We start from the raw sequence: 18,154 nt of genomic DNA, 5'->3' as shown, positions 1-18,154 counted from the left end.
TTGAAACCGCGATTGGTACTGAATTCAGCCTTTGAAAGTAAAACCACCAATATAATTGGTTTTTTAGCATATATTCGGTAGATGAAATTCAACCTTTTCAGGGTTTTTGCCCATAGTATAACCATTGACCATAACGCTAGGTTTTACCTAGGGCTATTGAAAAGTTTGACCCTTTCAGGGTCATTATTCATCTAAATTGTGATTTGAAAGAACGACCCTGAAAGGGTCAAACCTTGATTTGCCACGGGCCGCTGCCCGTGGAAAAACGATACGGTGATGAACCACCCCGACCCTGAAAGGGTCGAACTTCAAGGGATACTTTCCAAGGAACGGTGAAATTTCAAAAAAATCTCAAATCTCAAATCTCAAATCTAATATCCCCCCTCTACATCATATACTTAAAACACTTCAAAACCCTATTCCTTTGGTTTCGGCTTCTCGGATCTCCCATTAGGAATTGGTAGCGGAAGGATATTTCGTGGGCGCCTCTTGTTTGGTAACCGATATTGGAAATCATAAAATCATAACTGTATCCGATGACCATTCCATTTTCCAGATTTACGCCGAACATCGTAATGATGGAATCCTGATTGGGCATATTCCTCAATCCCGGAATCCCTCGATAACCCAGTCCTCCAATAACACTTCCATACAATGCCTGAATGGCAACGTCCATTTGTTGGAAGGGTCGCTGTTTTTTGTAATTCAATAAAAGAGAGGCCTGATTGTCATAGTTTGATCCAAAATAGTCATTGGCACCCAATGGGAAATTGACGCCTCCATGAACACTCCATTTCATAGGCAAAAATCCGGCTTCATTATCCGGGAAAAACGAAAGATTGGGTCTGTTGATATGGTGTGCAGAACCGCCAAGCCACATAAAGTCATTGTTGACCAATGCACCAAAGGAAATGTCCACGTAGCCATTAGGCTCAAAATCAGGGATCATGTCAATGCTGCTTTGGTTGATGGTTCTATTGAATAAATCCACTTGATCGCCAAACACCAAGTTGTCGAGTTTAGCACTCCTCCTTACCCATGAACCTTGTCCGCCCAATCTGAAATTCCAGGATTCTGCCACCCTAAGGTTATAGGCATAGAGAAATGAAATATCAGATGTGTTGATCCGCATATTGGCTTCCTGAAAACTGTTGACCATAATGCCAAATCCACTGTTGAGGTCATAACTGTAATGGTCAAAATATGCCGAATAGGCATTGAAATCATAGGAAAGACCGGGCCATTGCTTTCGGTAATTGACACCCACCCGGGTCAGTTCCGTTGAACCGGTCAATGCCGGGTTCAGGTTTAGGGGAGAGGCGTAAAACTGGGAAAAATGAAAATCCTGACCGGATCCCAAATTGGAAATCAGTAGCATGATGGTCACTATGGTCAAATTTTTCATCTTCATTATTTCAATAATAAAAAGACATCTGTTTTTGTCTCAATCCTTCCATCCACGGTCTCGAACTTAAGTTTGTAAACATAATTTCCCGGCATGGCCATGTTACCCATGATTGTCCCGTCCCAGCCATTGGCCTGGATATCATTTGTATAGAAAATGGTTTCTCCCCATTTGTTCAAAACCCAAAACTCCAGTTTTTCAATATTCAGGAATTTGGGAAAGAAATAATCATTGATGCCATCAGCATTTGGGGTAAAGACATTGGGCACCACCAGGAAATAATCAATGATCCTGATTTCTTTCACCAGTTCCAGGATACATCCAAAGGCATCAATGGCCTGTAGTTTGACCTCAAACTCACCGGCAGTTTGATAGATATGTGTTGGGTTGGTTTCCGTGCTGCTGTTACCATCCCCAAAATCCCAGAAATAGGATATGATATTGCCTATTGACCTGTTCTGAAACTGTACAGGAATACCGACCAAAAAGGCATTGTACTGTTCAAATCCAATGGATTCAATATCCGCATCCAACATTACATCGGTGTTTTCTATCTGATATGATTCACGGTATTCACAGCCCTGACCGTCGGTAATGGTGAGCGTGTACAATCCCGATTGATTGGTGGACATGGTAAGTCCATTATTTGAAACCGTTCCACCGGACCATGAGATGGTATATGGTGCAGCACCGCCTGTAATGGAAATATTGAATTCTTCCAAAATCTCTCTTGGATCACAGGTTACGTTGGTATTTCTGATGGTAGCGACCGAGATCGGGACAGGTCTTTTGACTGTGAACTGCCTTTCGGTAAAACACCCTTTGGAATCCTCAATGGATATAGCATAATTGCCGGAAGGGATATTGATCAAATTCTGCGCTGTACTTCCGTTGCTCCATTTAAAGTTAAATGGTGGATTTCCCCCTGTGGGGTTGACAAAAATATTTCCGCTTTGTGGGTTGCTACAGTCAAGCGCATCCGTTACAGAACTTTCAATTAAAAGTGGATCAGGTTGAAGTATTGTAAATTCCCTTCTGATATCACAGGTACCAAATTTGGAAACTGTGACACCATAAGTTCCTGCATCCAGGTTAAAGAGATTTTCCAGTTCAGCGCCATTGTCCCATCGGATGGACACGCCATCTGTGCCTCCACCGATGTTTAGCCGTATCTGTCCATTTTTCTCTCCAAAACAGGATATCTGACTGACTTCTGCATTTACTTTGAACAAAGGCGCATCAATGATATTCACTGATTGGGTTAGAACACACCCGGCCTGGTCTGAAACAATGACCGAATATGTACCCGGCCCAACATTGTCAAAGCTTCTCAAACCTGAACCAAAATTCCATGCAACGGTATAAGGGGCAACACCACCTGAAATATCCAATCTTAAAAATCCATCATTGGCCTCATAGCAGGAAATATCACCTTTTTCAATATTGATTTCCAGCCTTTGTTCTGGTTCGGCGACCAGAACAGTTCCTGTACTTACCGAGCAATTGTTGTTGTCCAACACAGTCAGTTCATAATCTCCGGCGGCTATATTTTCTAAAAGCAAACTGTTTGATGGGAAAGGTTGACCGTCCTTGGTCCAGTTCAACTGATATGGGAAATCATCAAACCCTCCTGAGACAGCCACTTCTATCCTTCCTGTCGCATCTCCTTTGCAGAACACATCACGCTTATTGATAAGGGCAACCGAAAGTTGTCCCGGTTCATTTAAGGTATAGGATCGGGACAAACTGCAACCAAAATCATCTTCTACCAATAGTGAATAGTCTCCCGGTCTTAAGTTTTCGATAAGAGAGGATGAGGATGAAAAACCTTGGGGGCCTGTCCAGGTCAGGGTAAAGTTTCCGTTACCTCCTTGGGGATCAACAGAAATACTCCCATCATTTGCACCAAAGCAGGAAATACCGAAGCCGGAAAAATCACTGACTTCATCCAATATTGTAATGGAAGGATTTACAGTTATCTGATAGATTTTGGGCAGGCCTTCGCAGTTGCTTTGGCCTCCTGTACTGGCAAACACATTAAACAAAACCGTAATGGGTTGGGAAGTTGGATTGAACAGGTTTTGTACCGGAATGGTATTATTGCCACTAGGTAAAACACCGGATACACCATTGGCCACAGAAGTCCATGTAATAACCGCACCTGCGACATTGCTGCTTATTACAACCTCCTGACTTTCGGTACCTGTACAGAGGGTTTGATCTGTCAATGAAAATTCAATGGCCGGTGAGGGGAGGACGGTAACAGATAATGAAAAGGACTGCCCCTGACATATACCCAAAAATGGTGTGATGTTATATATGACAGTTTGCGGGCTGTTGCTGGAATTGACCAATTCCAAAGGTAGGGAATTTTGAGGTTCCGAAGAAGTTACTGCACCCGAAACGGTTGCCGGCGCGGTAACTGTCCAGGCAAAAGTACTTCCCGCCACCATATTTGGTGGGGTAAAGGTTGATACTTGGGAACTGCAGATTTCCATTTCCCTATCCTGATATACAGGTTCAGGATTTACGGTAACTTTATAAGTGGCGACTACTTCTTCACAGCTTCCCAGATTTTCAGAAGCTATTTTAGCAAAGAATAGCACATCAATAGGGATATTGCTTTTGTTGATGATGGTTTGTGATGGGATCTCATTGATGCCATTTGGAAGTACTCCCTCAGCACCGTTGCTTTGAGATGTCCACTCAATTATTGCTTCCGAAAGATCAGAGTTTAATAAAACTGTTTCTGAGGTCTCTCCTGAACAGATAATCTGGTCCAAAATGGAGAATTCTACGGAAGGTGCGGGAATGACAGTGACGGTCACCTGATTTTGGGTGCTGCACGAAGTTTGGACATTTGTAGCTGTTACCGTGTATGTGGTCGTTTCGCTAGGTTTTACTGTTGGATTGGCACTGTTGGGATTTTGGATAGTACTGAATGGATTCGCTGTCCAGTTGTAGGTAGAATTCCCCTCAGGTGTGATTTCTGAATCCAGGACAATGGTTTCACCCCTACAGATTTCCCTATCTGGTCCCAGATCAATTTCCGGGATGGGATTGATATTGAATGTCACTGATGAGGTAGTCGTACCGCAGGAATTGGTGACTTCCAAAGTGACAACTTTGGTTCCGACTGTTTTGAACTCAATAGGGCCGGGATCAGCATTTGTTGATGTTTCAGGAATCCCCCCTTCAAAAGTCCACAGATAAGTAGCTTCATCTTCACTGCACAAGCTTACATTTGATGTGGGAGATATGGTCAATTCCCCACACGAATCAGGGATACTACCCAATGTTACCACAGGAGGGGCATAAACGGAAATTGATTCTGTCGCTGTAAATACCCCACAGGATGTAACCAATTGTTGGGTGATGAAATAGTCTCCGGGATTGATGAAATTGAATTCGGGATTGACGTCATTGAAAGCACTTCCTTCAGCAAATTCCCAGTTTCCTCCAACACTACATTCCCCTCCCTGAAAGGCCACTGACCAACGGAAGAAATCTCCACCATCAGCACAGGTTCCCAGGATATTGGAGGTATTGGTGGCTTTGACAGAAATAGGCCCGCAACCATCAATTTTATCGACTTCGAACGATGCTATAGGTTCGGGAATAATGCAGATGGTTTCTCCTTTTTCTTCAATTCCACATCTGTTACCTGTAATCAATTTGATGGTATAGATACCCGGTTCGGTAAATCTCGGTGTTAAAACAGTCGATCCGTTGACCCATGAATTTGGAATCTGAATGTTGTTTCTTATGCCCAGAGTATTACCTGCACTGAGTTCCCAACCAGTTGCCGGACTAATCTCCCAAACAAACTTTCCGGTAGAGGTGCATTGCCCATTATTACTCACTTCATTTCCGAAAAGTGTTTGATTGATGATATTAAAATAGGTGTTTTCACAATATACAGAATCAGTTAGGCCAATGATAGGTTCGGGTTTTTCTGAAACATAAATAGGAACCACCTGTGCAGAAGATTTTGAACAGGGGTTTTCGGCAAGTATGGTTGCTGAAAAAGAATTGCCAAAGCCAGGTGCTCCGAATTTTCCACAGGAAGTAGTTTCAAAAATATGACTTACAGTAGCAGGAGGTGGATGGGCAAAGACCTGTGGGGGAGTACCATCAGAAAAAGTTACTGTATAAGTAGTTCCTATGGGGTTGTTTTCAGTTCCTGTAATCGGAAAAGTCAGTGCTTCTCCTGAACAGATATTTGTATTGCCCGGATTACCAAAACCAACTGCAGGGTTGGAACCGATAAAAACGCCAATCCTCCTGTTTACCGAACAACCATTTCCTCCCTTTACGGTGTAATTCAGATAATAGACCCCTATAGAATAAGCATGGGTCAATTCAGTCCATTCATTTCCTTCAAAAGGTTCAGAACCATCTCCCCAATCAATGATGTAGGATTCATTGGTGGATATGGTGCTTGAGGTGTTGTAAAAAGTGAATTCAGAAACCTCATCATTGTCACAGACAATAAAATAGGGAAGATTATCAAAATTCGTATCACTCTTGTCACTGGTAACCGCTACAGAAGGGATTTGATTTATAGAGATCTGTTTTGTTTTTGAGTTTGTATCCCCCAAGGAATCTGTGACAGTCAGGGTAACCTGAAAAGTCTGTATGCCATTACCGATTGCATTGTCAAAAGTATGCTTCGGTTCCTCTGCGACAGAAGTCCGCCCGTCTCCAAACTGCCAAAGATAAGTCAGTTTATATCCAGTGGAAAGATTGGTGAACTGTATGGGTGAATTACCACAATATTCCTCCTCTTCGAAACTGAAATCTGCAATAGGAGGGTCATTGGCTTCATTTTTTTGGCTGAAATAAAGTAAATCTGAAAACTTGGATGGAGAAAATAAAAGCATAGCACTAACTCCGCTGATAGCAAAAAACAAACTAACAGAAAAAAGAATCAATAATCCTCTGAATCGCATGGGTGATAAACTATAAGCAAAAATGTATTATGTGGTCAAATTTATGCGGAATATAAATAATCAAAAAATAAAAAAGAATTCTTTTGAAAAAATTATTATGATAGGACTCAATCCTGCAATTAACTTTTCAAATCCATATTGAATTGGTCAATGTTTCATTGCTCAAAACCCCCTTGCCTGCTAGCAGGTCGGTCCCATCTTCCGTCTTCTGTCTTCCGTCTTCCGTCTTATAAAACACTGATTAACTTTCAAAAACCAAATAACTATACTTATTAGTCCACCTAAAGAAACGAAGTGTCCTCAGCTGCTTCTTTAGTCATTTGGTCTGAAATTTCTTTGCCTAAATAATTATCTATCAGACCGTGGCCAACATAGAGTAAGGGAGTGAGAAAAATTGCAACGCTGAATTTGTAGATATAATTAATGATACCTACTGATACCACCTGTGCCCAACTCCAGTTTCCAAAAATGTAAAAAGCGATTCCAAGCACTACAAATGAATCAATAAATTGCGAAACCAATGTGCTGCCGGTCGCTCTTAGCCAGATCTTTTTAGGACCGGTTATTTTTCTGAGTTTTTGGAAGACATACACATCTATCAATTGCCCCAATAAAAAAGCGATCAATGAGCCCAAGATGATTCCTAGACCCTGTCTAAAAATCACATTAAATGCATAGTCAATGTTAAATGCATTTCCGGCAGCATCAGGTGTGTTGACATCCAACCAAAAAGGTGCAGGAGGAAGCTTGGTCACTATGATTATGATGATAAATATGTATCCAATGAAATAGGCCGTAATAAAGCTTATTTTCTTTACCCCTTTTTTACCATAATACTCATTGATAATGTCAGTGGTAAGAAATACAACCGGCCAAATGACCGCACCGGCAGTGAGGTTAAAGTCCAGAACATATTGTCCAAAAAATGTCCAACCGGCAGGTTCCCAACCAAGGGTTTTTTCTCCTGAAAAGATTTTCACCCCAATGATTTCAGCCAAAATAGCATTGGTCAGAAAAATCCCACAAAGAATGATAAAGAGGTTGGTCTTTTTAGATTCAAAGGTTTTAGATGTGACAGTTAAATCCATGTCGTAGGAATTAGTGGTGGAGGTATAGTAGATAGAAAAATCTAAGAAATGACAATCGGGTAGGTCATGCCTTCTTCACTTAAATAAGTTTCTGTAAATTCTTCTTTGGCCTGTTCCAGTAATATTGAGAGGTCCTTGTACCGGGATGAATAATGACCCAACAATAATTTCTTCGCACCCGCAGCTTTTGCTATCATGGCCGCCTGCCTAGCTGTACTGTGAAATGTTGTGCCTGCCCTTTCTGCTTCCAAATCATCAAATGTGGCTTCATGGTATAATAGGTCAACACTTTCAATTATCCCAATCAATCTTGGGTCATAAATTGTATCCGAACAGTAAGCGTACTTTCGGGTCTGCTTTTTTTCATGGGCAAATTCCGAAACGGCATAAAGGATAATTCCATCAGCATCGAGATAATCTCTGCCAGATCTTAAGGTATTAATAGCTTCTATGGTGAGTTTATGTTGTTGCAACTTCTCTTTAACCAAATTCCTAAGCCCTTGTTTTTCTTCTATCAAAAATCCTGTGCATGGAACCCTGTGCTGCAGTGGAAAGGTACGTACCCGAAAGTTTTTTTCTTCCAGGATAAGTTCTTCATTTTCAGGATTCGTACTGATAAATCTTAAAGGAAATCCAAGTTGGGTTTTGCTGTGTTTGAGTTGGACCGTAATTATTTCATCAAGTCCCTGAGGTCCAAATATTGTCAGGAGACGTTCTCTTTTGACAAGGTGAAAACTGGAAATCAATCCCATCAGTCCATAAAAATGGTCACCGTGTAAATGGGAAATAAAAATAAAGTCGATCCTGGAAAATTTAATTCTGAATTTTCGGAGCTGAATTTGGGTTCCTTCCCCGCAATCCAAAAGCAAAAATGACCCCCCGACTCGGACAAGTTGGGAGGTTTGATTTCTACCATGGGCCGGAATAGCAGAATTTGAGCCTAATATTGTGACTTCAAATTCCAAGTTCAATCTTCCTCTTCTTGTTCGCGGCCTTCAATCACATGTATGAAAATTGCCTCTGCAGCTTCTTCGATGGAATCAACGATTTTAAGGACTTTGTCAAGCATGGAGATTCTGATCAGCTTCATGACATGTTCCTGCGGAGATGCAATGATGAAGATCCCTCCGTTTCTGCTGAATTCTCTGTTTCCCACCAACAAAGCACTCAATCCACTGGAATCAGCGTATTTTACATGACTCATATCGATGACAAGATTCTCATAACCTTCTGCATTGACTGTCAACAATTCTGACTTCAATATTGGTGATAGGGCAGAATCCAGTTTTTCCTCCATGGGAGTGAAAATCACATATTGCTCTTTTTTATCTACTGTATATTTCATATTCTTTTTTTTAAATTTTTTCCAAGATGGCTTTTTCTATACTTCCTTCCAAATCCTCAAAGGTTGATTTTACAAATACCTCCCCAATGATTTTTTCATATAACTCGATATACCTGCTCGATATTTCATCTACAAATTCATCAGGCATTACCGGTACTTTTTGTCCATCCTTTCCCTGGAATCCATTTGCAATCAACCATTGCCTGACAAATTCTTTGGAAAGCTGCTTTTGTGGAAGGCCTTCCGATTGTAGCGCTTCATATTTATCTGAATAAAAATACCTGGAAGAGTCGGGAGTATGTATTTCATCTATTAAAAGAATTTCATCCCCGAATTTACCAAACTCATATTTGGTATCCACCAGAATGAGTCCTTTTTCTCTTGCCATCTGTGAACCTTTTTCAAATAAGTCAAAGGTATAATTTTCCAGAACTTCGTAATCTTTTATACTGACTATACCTTTTGCTAATATTTCTACTTTGGAAATATCCTCATCGTGACCTTCAGAGGCTTTGGTCGTAGGGGTAATGATTGGTTTTGGAAGCCGGTCATTTTCCTTTAAACCTTCCGGTAATGTTACTCCACAGAGTATCCTTTTACCGGCTTTGTATTCCCTGGCGGCATGTCCTGCGAGGTATCCCCGGATGACCATTTCGACTTTGAAGGGTTCGCACTTTTTACCAATAGTCACATTAGGGTGGGGGGTGGAAGTCACCCAATTGGGGACAATATCAGAAGTTGCATGTAGAAATTTGGAAGCTATCTGATTAAGCACCTGTCCTTTAAAGGGAATTGGCCTTGGTAACACTACATCAAATGCAGAAATCCTATCAGTGGCCACTACAGCAAGACTTTCTTCAAAAATATAAACATCTCTAACTTTACCTTTATAAAATCCGACCTGATCGGGAAATTTGAATTGGGTTTCTTTTATTGCTTTTTCCATTCGATATATCAATTAGACAAAATTAAAAAAAGCTTCCTGTTTTGAAGCTTTTGAACCTTTTATTTCTTGAATTCAATTGTCATTTTCTTTGGTAAGGTCCTGCACATATTTACCTTCCTTGAACTGTCGTTCCTGAATCAGATCACCTGCCTCGTTATAGATTTTCTGTACCCCATGGGCTTTCCCCATACGGTAGGGCATAATTTCTTTGATATTTCCATTTGGGTGGTAAATTATAGCTTCGCCTTCTTCTTTGCCATTGAGATATGTTATCCTTCTTTCTTCCTTGCCGTTTTCGTGGTATCCAAGGATTTTTACCAACTCGCCATAATTGTTGTAGGATGCAATTTCTTTGATCTGACCATTTTGATAATAAGTGGTAATGTTACCTGAGATCCTACCTGCACGGTACTTTCCCTGTTCTTCCAAAGCACCGTTTTCGTAAAAGCTTTTAAAGCTTCCTACTGGTTGTCCTTTCTTGAACTTACCCTGTCTGGCTATCTGACCATTGGGGTGGAAATATATGGTATTCCCATTCTGAATGCCATTGTTATATTGGTTCTTAGATTTTACCTCCCCGTTGGTGTAATAAGTAAATTGGTCCCCATCCAACTTGCCGTTTTTGTAATAGGATTTGGCGATTAGGTTTCCCGCTTCATCATACTCTTCCTTATTGCCATCAATCACACCTGACCTGTAGAATGCTTTTTCTATTAGCTTCTCATCTTCATCATAATAAAAGCTCCAGCCGTCCGGCCTGTTTTTCTCAAAGCTAGATTTCTGTTTGATATTCCCATTTTCAAAATAGGTGATGACCTCCCCTTCAATCTGGTTTTTCTCAAAACTCAGTTTCTGGGATAAATTTCCTGATTGGAAGAAATTCCTGGAAGGGCCTTCACGGAGGTTGTTCACATAATTTACGATCCTCAATGTATCGTCACTGAAAGGATAAAAATCTACAAAAACCCCTTCTTTCTTCCCTTCTTTTAATTGCCCAATAAGTGCCAAGCCCCCATCTTCATAATACAGTTTATATAATCCCTGCGCCACGCCATTGATCAGTTCGTATTCCTCTTTGAGTTTGAGACTGTCTTCATCATAATAGGTCCTGACCGGAATTTGGGCAAGGACGGATGATGAAAATAGAACGGAAAGAAAAAAGAGAAAGAGATTTTTCATTATTATTTTGAACTGAAATAAGGTGATATGATTCTCTGGATTCTTACAGGAATTGAAGGAAAATTAGTATAAGAGTGGGTTAAATATTGAATCATGTCATCTTCCTCCCGATAGCTCACGTTAACCTTCTTTGCATCTCTGCGGGAAAGATTGTCAATTCATCCTTAACAGAGCACTAGCTATATTTTTTCTATGACAATGGCAGATGCACCGCCGCCACCATTACAGATACCTGCAACACCAATTTTCCCATTCTTTTTGCTCAGGACTGAAAAGAGTGTGGCAATGATTCTGGCCCCGGAAGCACCTAAAGGGTGTCCCAAAGAAACGGCACCACCGAAGACATTCAGTTTATCATTGTCCAGATTCAACTGACGCTGATTAGCTATGGCCACTGCTGCAAAAGCCTCATTGATTTCGTAGAAATCAACATCATTCTCTGTAATGCCTGCATTTTTGATTGCTTTGGGTATGGCCAATGAAGGGGCGGTTGTAAACCAAAGTGGGTCCTGTGCAGCATCCGCAAACCCAATGATTTTTGCAATCGGTTTGACACCCAATTCCTGAACTTTTTCTTTACTCATCAGGACGAGGGCAGAAGCCCCATCATTCATGGTCGAGGCATTGGCGGCAGTTACAGTACCATCTTTATCAAATACCGGGCGTAAGGAAGGGATTTTATCAAACATGACATTTTTGAATTCTTCATCTTCGTCAATGATAATAGTCTCGCCTTTTCTCCCCTTGATTTCTACCGGGATAACCTCATCCTTGAAAGCACCTGCCTTCCAGGCTTCGGCTGACCTGTTATAAGATTGGACGGCATAATTGTCCTGTTCTTCTCTGGTAATATTCATTTCCCTGGCAGTGTTGTCTGCACAGTTGCCCATCGGAAATTGATTATACACCTCAAACAAACCATCCTTTACCAACCCGTCAACGAATTCGGCATTTCCGTATTTGTAGCCAAACCTTGCTTTGGGTACATAAAAAGGAACATTGGACATGCTTTCCATACCTCCGGCGATGATTACGTCATTCTGCCCTGTCATGATAGACTGAGCGCCAATCATCACGGCTTTCATTCCGGATGAGCAAACTTTGTTGATGGTAGTACAAGGTACGTTGTATCCTATTCCTGCCCCGATGGAAGCCTGTCTTGCCGGCGCCTGACCAAGATTGGCCGAAATCACATTGCCCATAAGCACTTCCTCCACTTCCTTAGGATCAACTCCTGCTTTTTCCAACGCACCTTTGATGGCAATGCTTCCTAATTCTACTGCGGTAAGTCCGGACAATTTTCCACCAAAACTCCCCAAAGGAGTTCTAACTGCTGATATGATATATACTTCTTTCATTTGGGTTTATATTAATTGAGATGTGAGACTTGAGACACAAGATGTGAGATAAAATTGTAACCTTTGAGGTCTTTTTTTGACCTCGAAGGTTTGGCCGAAGGGAAGGGAGAACCGATTTGCGAGAGTCTAAGCCTGTCCTGAGTATCAGAGAGACAAGAACCTAGAGACAAGATTTTAAATTGAAGAAGGAACTCAATATCCTAAACCTTAATATCACTAGAGCCTAATTTTCCAATTTTCCAATTTTTCAATCCGCCACGGCGGACAAGTTCTTCCAATTTAATCACCACTCCGGTAATCCTCTTTCGGGTCTTTTGGTGGCTTTTTTCTGATTTTGTTGGATGTATCGGAGTTCAGCGGCGTTCATTGCTTCCAGAATTTGGGCGGCCTGTTCAGGAGTAAGGTTCATTTCTTTCAGGTTTTCCTTCATCTGTTCCATGGCCTTTTCTCTGTCACTCAGATCACTTTCCAGATCGCTTGGCTCCTGAGAATCCTCTTCTTTCTGTGATTGTTCACCGGATTTATCATCTTTTTTCTGAGTTTCTGAGGCCTCATCTTCATCTGTTTGTTCATCGCCTTCACCATCCTTGTTTTCTTCGGATTTTTTGTCCTGATCCTGTTGATCTTGTTGCTCCTGATCTTGTTGGTCTTCGCCGTCTTCTCCTTCCTGATTTTGGTCTTGTTGGTCAGGATTTTCTTCCAGCCACCTGCTCAGCAATTCATAATTATACCTTGCTGATTCGTTAAGATGGTTTTTGATCAGGGCCATTTTAAAGGATTCCAAAGCTTCCTCATATTTTTTTTCTTCGCCAAGTATCACCCCTGATTGGTTGTAGGCAAAAGAAGCAAGGTTTTTATCCGGCGTGTTGAGCAATCCTGCATAGGTCCTTTGTGCTTCTTCCAATTGACCATTGTAGTGATAGCTTAAAGCAAGATTGTAATTGACATTGGGGGTGTTCAGTTCAAAATCAGAAATAAGCTTTAAGTGCGAAGCGACCGAGGCTTCATACTCGGTAGAAGCATAATCTTTAGCGGCTGTTTTGATGGCCTTGTTACGGTCGCTGACTTTTGTCAGAGAAGAAGGGATCATCAATATGATCAAAATCAGAAATCTAAAAGCCAATTGCATGCTTAATAACACGATTTTAAAGGTTTATGGTTTTTATCGGGAGCAATAAATCTAATAACGCCAAACCTAATCCAATAAGCAGGAAATAGAAGTATTTATTTGCGGAAGCTTCCACCATTCTGGTTCCCGTCACAGTGCCTTCCTGTCTTTCAATGGCTGCAATGAGGTCAGGAATTTCCTGAACATCATCACTGAGTTCAAAATACTGCCCGTCAGTCTGCGTGGCAATCAATTTCAGGTTGTTTGACTCAAGTCTTGTGATGGCAGGTTGATTGGTTTTTGGGTCTATGATTTTGGTATTGCCCCTTGGTATTGTACTGCCTTGGCTTGTCCCTACCCCCAATGAGAAGACTTTTATGCCCTGTTCGCTGAGTCTGCTTGTCTGATCTCTAAAATTATCTGCAAAATCTTCACCATCAGAAATCAAGATCACAGATTTGGAGTTGATATCAGGAGAATTTTCAAGATTGAATTTATCCAGGGCCATATTCAATGGTGCACTGATGTCAGTACCCTGATTGGGTACTAGATTTGTATTTAGACCATCCAAATGGAGCTGGATAACGTTTTGATCAAATGTCAATGGGCATTGCACAAAAGCCTCGGAACTGAAAATAATCAGGCCTATTCTGTCTCCTGCAAAGTTTTTAACAAGATTTTTCAATTCAAATTTTACCCGCTGAAGTCTGCTCGGCCCAATATCCGTGGCATTCATGGACTGGGAAAGATCAATGGCAATAAAGATGTCTTTTCCTTCCTCTTTGATTTCTTTTAATGCTGTACCCACCGACGGCCCTGATAAAGCAATCAGGAACAGTACAAAATAGGAAACCCTTAATATTATTTTAAAAAATAACCGGTGCATCTTTACTTCCAGTTTTTTATTGATCAAATAAAAACGGAACAAATAAATAAAGTAAAGCAAACCAAAAAGGATTGCCAATGTCGTAATTAAATTTAAATCAGGATATGCCCAAATCATGGCCTGAAATTATAAAATATATATGAAAAGAAAAGGAAATAGATTTTATTGGTATAATTTTCAACACCCAAATGCAATAATGCGTTATCCTATCAAACATTAAATCTACCATGAAGTTTTTGACCCTCTTATTTTCAGGGATGATATTTTTGAATTTTTTGGCCTTGGCCCAAAATGAACAACATATTTCAGGACTTGTCTTAGAAGTGGACGGAGGAACCCCCCTTCCGGGAGCTAGCGTATATTGGGAATCAGAGCCTCAAAAAGGAGTGGTTTCGGATAATGAGGGGAGTTTTATGATCAAGGTTGGTTCTCTTCCTGACAAGCTGATCATTTCTTACTTGGGATATACCCCATCCATTAGGATACTAACAGTCAGAGACTTGGACAAACTACTGAGATTTTACCTTAAACCGGAAGAATTATCCTTGGAGGAAATCATTATTAGAGATACCAACCCTGAACAAAACATTTTGGGTACTGACATGGGTAAGTCAATAGTCTCTATGGAAACCATCAAAAATATTCCTGCCCTGTTTGGAGAAGTAGACCTCTTGAGAAGTCTTCAGCTGCTTCCAGGAGTACAAACAGCAGGTGAGGGTACCACAGGCTTATTCGTCAGGGGAGGCTCCGCAGATCAGAACCTGATCCAATTGGATGGAGCACCGGTTTACAACCCATCACACTTTTTTGGTTTTTTTTCAGTCTTTAATCCTGATGCCCTTAGCGGGGTGGAGTTTTACAAAGGTAATATACCTGCTGAATTGGGAGGGAGAGTTTCATCAGTAGTGGATGTTTCTCTTAGGGAAGGAAATTACCAAAATATTAAGGGAGAGGGAGGAATCGGAACAATCAGTTCAAGATTCACCTTGGATGGCCCCATAGTTGCAGATAAATCCTCATTTATAATTTCCGGTAGAAGGACTTATGCGGATTTGTTTTTGAAAATGTCTGGTAATGAGGATATCCGAAATAACCAACTTTACTTTTATGACCTGAGCGGAAAAGCTTCCTTCAGGCCAAGTGAAAAAGACAAGATTTCGGTTTCCGGGTATTATGGTGCAGATTTTTTAGGTATTTCCAAGCAATTTGGACTGGGATGGAACAATTTCGTTTCTTCACTAAATTGGAGCAGAAATATCAGCAATACTTCATTTTTTGACATGAATGTTTACAATAGCAGGTACAATTATCAGGTTCTTTTTGATGATGATGGTAGTGGTTTCAATTGGGATAATACCATTTCGGAAACCGGGGCAAGAATGGAATGGTCATGGTTAAAGCCCAATAATTCTGTGATAAAAGCCGGATACCATCCCCAGGTTTATAATTTTTCTCCAATAAGCCTTACTCCGGGTCCGGAGAGTAATTTTGATAATATCAGCACCAATCCAAGGAACGGACTCCAAAACAATATATTTGTATCAGGTACAACGGATCTGGGCAATAAAGTAAAAGTGGAAGCTGGATTGAGGTATGCACTGTATCAGGAAATCGGTTCCGGGGTAATTTATCAATATGAAGGAGAAATACCGCTGCCTGATGCTGAAATAATCGATACGCTTAAGCTCAATAGGCTTCAAAGTGCCAAAGTTTTTCATCGACTTGAGCCTAGGTTTTCGATAAGGTATCTTCTTAGGGATGATATTTCTGTAAAAGCTGCTTTTAACCGTAACAATCAATTTGTACAGGTTGCGACCAATAGTTCGGCAGGGTTGCCCATTGACCGTTGGGTACCCGCAGGTACATATATAGACCCTTTGCGCGGGGATCAATATTCCTTAGGTATATTTAAAAATTTCGGTTTGGACAAATGGGAAATTTCTATAGAATCGTATTACAAAGATTTTAGAAATGTAGTGGACCTGAGACAAGGGGCAAGTGTGCTGTTTACAGACAATGTCGAAACAGAACTTTTGACAGGAGTGGGCTATGCCTATGGCATGGAGTTTCTGATCAGGAAAAATTTTGGTAAAACAACTGGATGGCTGGGATATACTTATTCCAGAACATGGCGAAAGATAGACGGTATCAGCGGCAATAACTGGTACAATCCGAGATTTGATAGGCCTCATGATGTTAACTTGGTATTCAACCATGAATTTTCAAAAAGATGGATGGCGGGGTTGACCTTTGTCTATACCACCGGCCAGGCAGTTACATTTCCTGTGGGTACTTATGAGGTTGATACCCAGACCCTACCATTGTATGGGGAACAGCGAAATGCCGACAGATTCCCTGATTATCACAGAATGGATGCTTCTGTAACATGGAGGGGACATGATAAAGGAAGAAAATGGAGGGGAAGCTGGAATTTCAGTATCTATAATCTTTATGGCCGAAAAAATCCCTTTACATTTCAGTTTACAGACATAATCAATGAAGAGATAAACTTTGACCAGGATTCAGGAGTTGAAGTTACCTCCAGAAGACCTGGGGTGGTGATGACTTATCTGTTTACCTATTTACCTTCCATAACCTATAATTTCAAATTCTGATGCGTAATATTTGGTTTATATTAATTGGTCTTTTACTTTGGGCCTGTCAGGAGGAAATAATTCTTGACTTAAAGACTGTGGAACCTACGCCTGTCATTGAGGCCATTTGGACCAACAATGCCAATATGAATCAGGTAAAGATTATGTATTCGAAAGATTATTATAATCAAGAACTCAATCAAATTGTGAAAGATGCAGAGGTTAGCATTACGAATTTGGGGAATGATAGGGTCTTCCCATTCATTTTTTCCGAACAGGCAAAACGATATTTACCCGTCAATAGTCTTGGTGGGAGAATTGGAGAGCGCTACCAATTGAATGTAAAAATCGGGGAAAATGAATATGTTTCGGAAGGAACTTTGTTGCCGCCGCCCATCCTGGATAGTATAAGATATGAATTTAAGGAAAAAAGGTTTTTTAGAGAAGAAGGTTATTATTTGACGGTTTATGGTAAAATCCCCTTTGAAACCGAAAACAATTACCGAATTCGGATGATTCAAAATGATACTTTGAAAAACAGCCGGTTTGATTACCTCTTGTTCGATGATTCATTTGGCACCTCCATTTTGGATAAAGGTTTTGAACTATCAGGATTCCCTTTTGCTGCCAATGATAGGATAAGATTGGAATTGTACAGGCTCAATACCGATGCTTTCAATTATCTCACACAATTGGTTGACCTCTTGTTCAATGATGGCGGGCTTTTTTCACCCCCTCCACAAAACCCAAAAAGCAACATTAAGCTTAAGAGTGGCAGCGGAGATGTATTGGGGTATTTTTTGGTCAGTCCTTTTCTAAATGAGGTGGTGGAAATTAAACCTGACGAATAGCCAGATCATTTTTGAAAGTGGTTCAGAGTTTATGTCTACTTTTGTAACATGATAGATTTTGAAACCAAAGGGAAAGTTGTCATTACATTCAAAGACAGGTTTGCTTCTTATGTGGAAATTGAACTGCGGGAATTGGGTTTTAAACCATTAAAAATAGAACGTACCTCGATCGAACTATATGCATCCGTGCAGGATTGTATTTTTTTGAATCTTCATTTGAGGACAGCTAGCCATGTTCTTTTTGAGATCAAATCATTCTACCTTCACCATGCTGATGATATATATCGTAGGCTAAAAGCCATAGCCTGGGAAGAATATATCCATAAGGATTCCTATTTCTCTGTGATATCCCATGTTGATAACGAAAGTGTTGACAATCCGCTTTTTGTCAATGTAAGGGTCAAAGATGCCATAGTGGACCGATTTAGGGAAAAGACAGGTA

At 40.7% G+C, this 18,154-nt stretch carries 13 protein-coding genes; 3 read left to right on the top strand and 10 right to left on the bottom strand.

The genetic code is table 11. The features are described from left to right. Positions 1-385 precede the first annotated feature (385 nt). The 10 genes from ACEW8O_RS16250 to ACEW8O_RS16205 form a co-directional block, all read right to left on the bottom strand. Positions 386-1,405 carry a PorP/SprF family type IX secretion system membrane protein gene (locus ACEW8O_RS16250; protein ID WP_373495677.1) on the bottom strand — a complete coding sequence of 340 codons (1,020 nt, stop codon included), beginning with the start codon at positions 1,403-1,405 and terminating at the stop codon, positions 386-388. A 5-nt stretch (positions 1,406-1,410) separates the two neighbouring features. Beyond that, a complete protein-coding gene (locus ACEW8O_RS16245; protein WP_373495676.1) occupies positions 1,411-6,357 on the bottom strand; it encodes a PKD domain-containing protein in 4,947 nt (1,648 codons plus the stop codon). Positions 6,358-6,638: 281 nt separating this feature from the next. Then, a complete protein-coding gene (locus ACEW8O_RS16240) occupies positions 6,639-7,445 on the bottom strand; it encodes a queuosine precursor transporter (RefSeq protein WP_373495675.1) in 807 nt (268 codons plus the stop codon). Positions 7,446-7,486: 41 nt separating this feature from the next. Further along, entirely contained in the window at positions 7,487-8,410 is a 924-nt protein-coding gene (locus ACEW8O_RS16235; protein WP_373495678.1) for a ribonuclease Z, read from the bottom strand. A 2-nt stretch (positions 8,411-8,412) separates the two neighbouring features. After that, entirely contained in the window at positions 8,413-8,790 is a 378-nt protein-coding gene (locus ACEW8O_RS16230) for an STAS domain-containing protein (RefSeq protein WP_373495674.1), read from the bottom strand. A gap of 10 nt (positions 8,791-8,800) precedes the next feature. Continuing rightward, positions 8,801-9,736: a phosphoribosylaminoimidazolesuccinocarboxamide synthase gene (locus ACEW8O_RS16225; protein ID WP_373495673.1), complete on the bottom strand. Its 936-nt coding sequence runs from the start codon at positions 9,734-9,736 to the stop codon at positions 8,801-8,803. A gap of 72 nt (positions 9,737-9,808) precedes the next feature. After that, positions 9,809-10,915 (bottom strand): toxin-antitoxin system YwqK family antitoxin, encoded by a 1,107-nt coding sequence (locus ACEW8O_RS16220; RefSeq protein ID WP_373495672.1) that lies wholly within the window; start codon positions 10,913-10,915, stop codon positions 9,809-9,811. 179 nt (positions 10,916-11,094) lie between these two features. Continuing rightward, the gene (locus tag ACEW8O_RS16215; RefSeq protein WP_373495671.1) at positions 11,095-12,273 is read right to left on the bottom strand and encodes an acetyl-CoA C-acyltransferase; all 1,179 of its coding nucleotides are present in this window, start codon (positions 12,271-12,273) and stop codon (positions 11,095-11,097) included. Positions 12,274-12,556: 283 nt separating this feature from the next. Continuing rightward, positions 12,557-13,414: a hypothetical protein gene (locus ACEW8O_RS16210; protein ID WP_373495670.1), complete on the bottom strand. Its 858-nt coding sequence runs from the start codon at positions 13,412-13,414 to the stop codon at positions 12,557-12,559. 4 nt (positions 13,415-13,418) lie between these two features. Beyond that, positions 13,419-14,384, bottom strand: coding sequence for a VWA domain-containing protein (locus ACEW8O_RS16205; RefSeq protein WP_373495669.1), 966 nt, complete (start codon positions 14,382-14,384; stop codon positions 13,419-13,421). Positions 14,385-14,494: 110 nt separating this feature from the next. Here ACEW8O_RS16205 and ACEW8O_RS16200 point away from each other — a divergent pair, with 110 nt between their 5' ends. From ACEW8O_RS16200 to ACEW8O_RS16190, 3 genes are all read left to right on the top strand, one after another. Then, complete coding sequence (locus tag ACEW8O_RS16200) at positions 14,495-16,882, top strand: carboxypeptidase-like regulatory domain-containing protein (protein ID WP_373495668.1); 2,388 nt, start codon at positions 14,495-14,497, stop codon at positions 16,880-16,882. Continuing rightward, positions 16,882-17,712 (top strand): DUF4249 family protein, encoded by an 831-nt coding sequence (locus ACEW8O_RS16195; RefSeq protein WP_373495667.1) that lies wholly within the window; start codon positions 16,882-16,884, stop codon positions 17,710-17,712. Before ACEW8O_RS16200 ends, ACEW8O_RS16195 begins: the two co-directional genes overlap by 1 nt. A gap of 48 nt (positions 17,713-17,760) precedes the next feature. After that, a partial coding sequence (locus tag ACEW8O_RS16190) for a THUMP domain-containing protein (RefSeq protein ID WP_373495666.1) occupies positions 17,761-18,154 on the top strand: 394 nt, incomplete at its 3' end.

The organism is Aquiflexum sp. (assembly GCF_041749095.1).
Lineage (GTDB): Bacteria > Bacteroidota > Bacteroidia > Cytophagales > Cyclobacteriaceae > Aquiflexum.
Note: the sequence above shows the minus strand (reverse complement) of the source record. Positions and strands in the feature narration are given on the sequence as shown.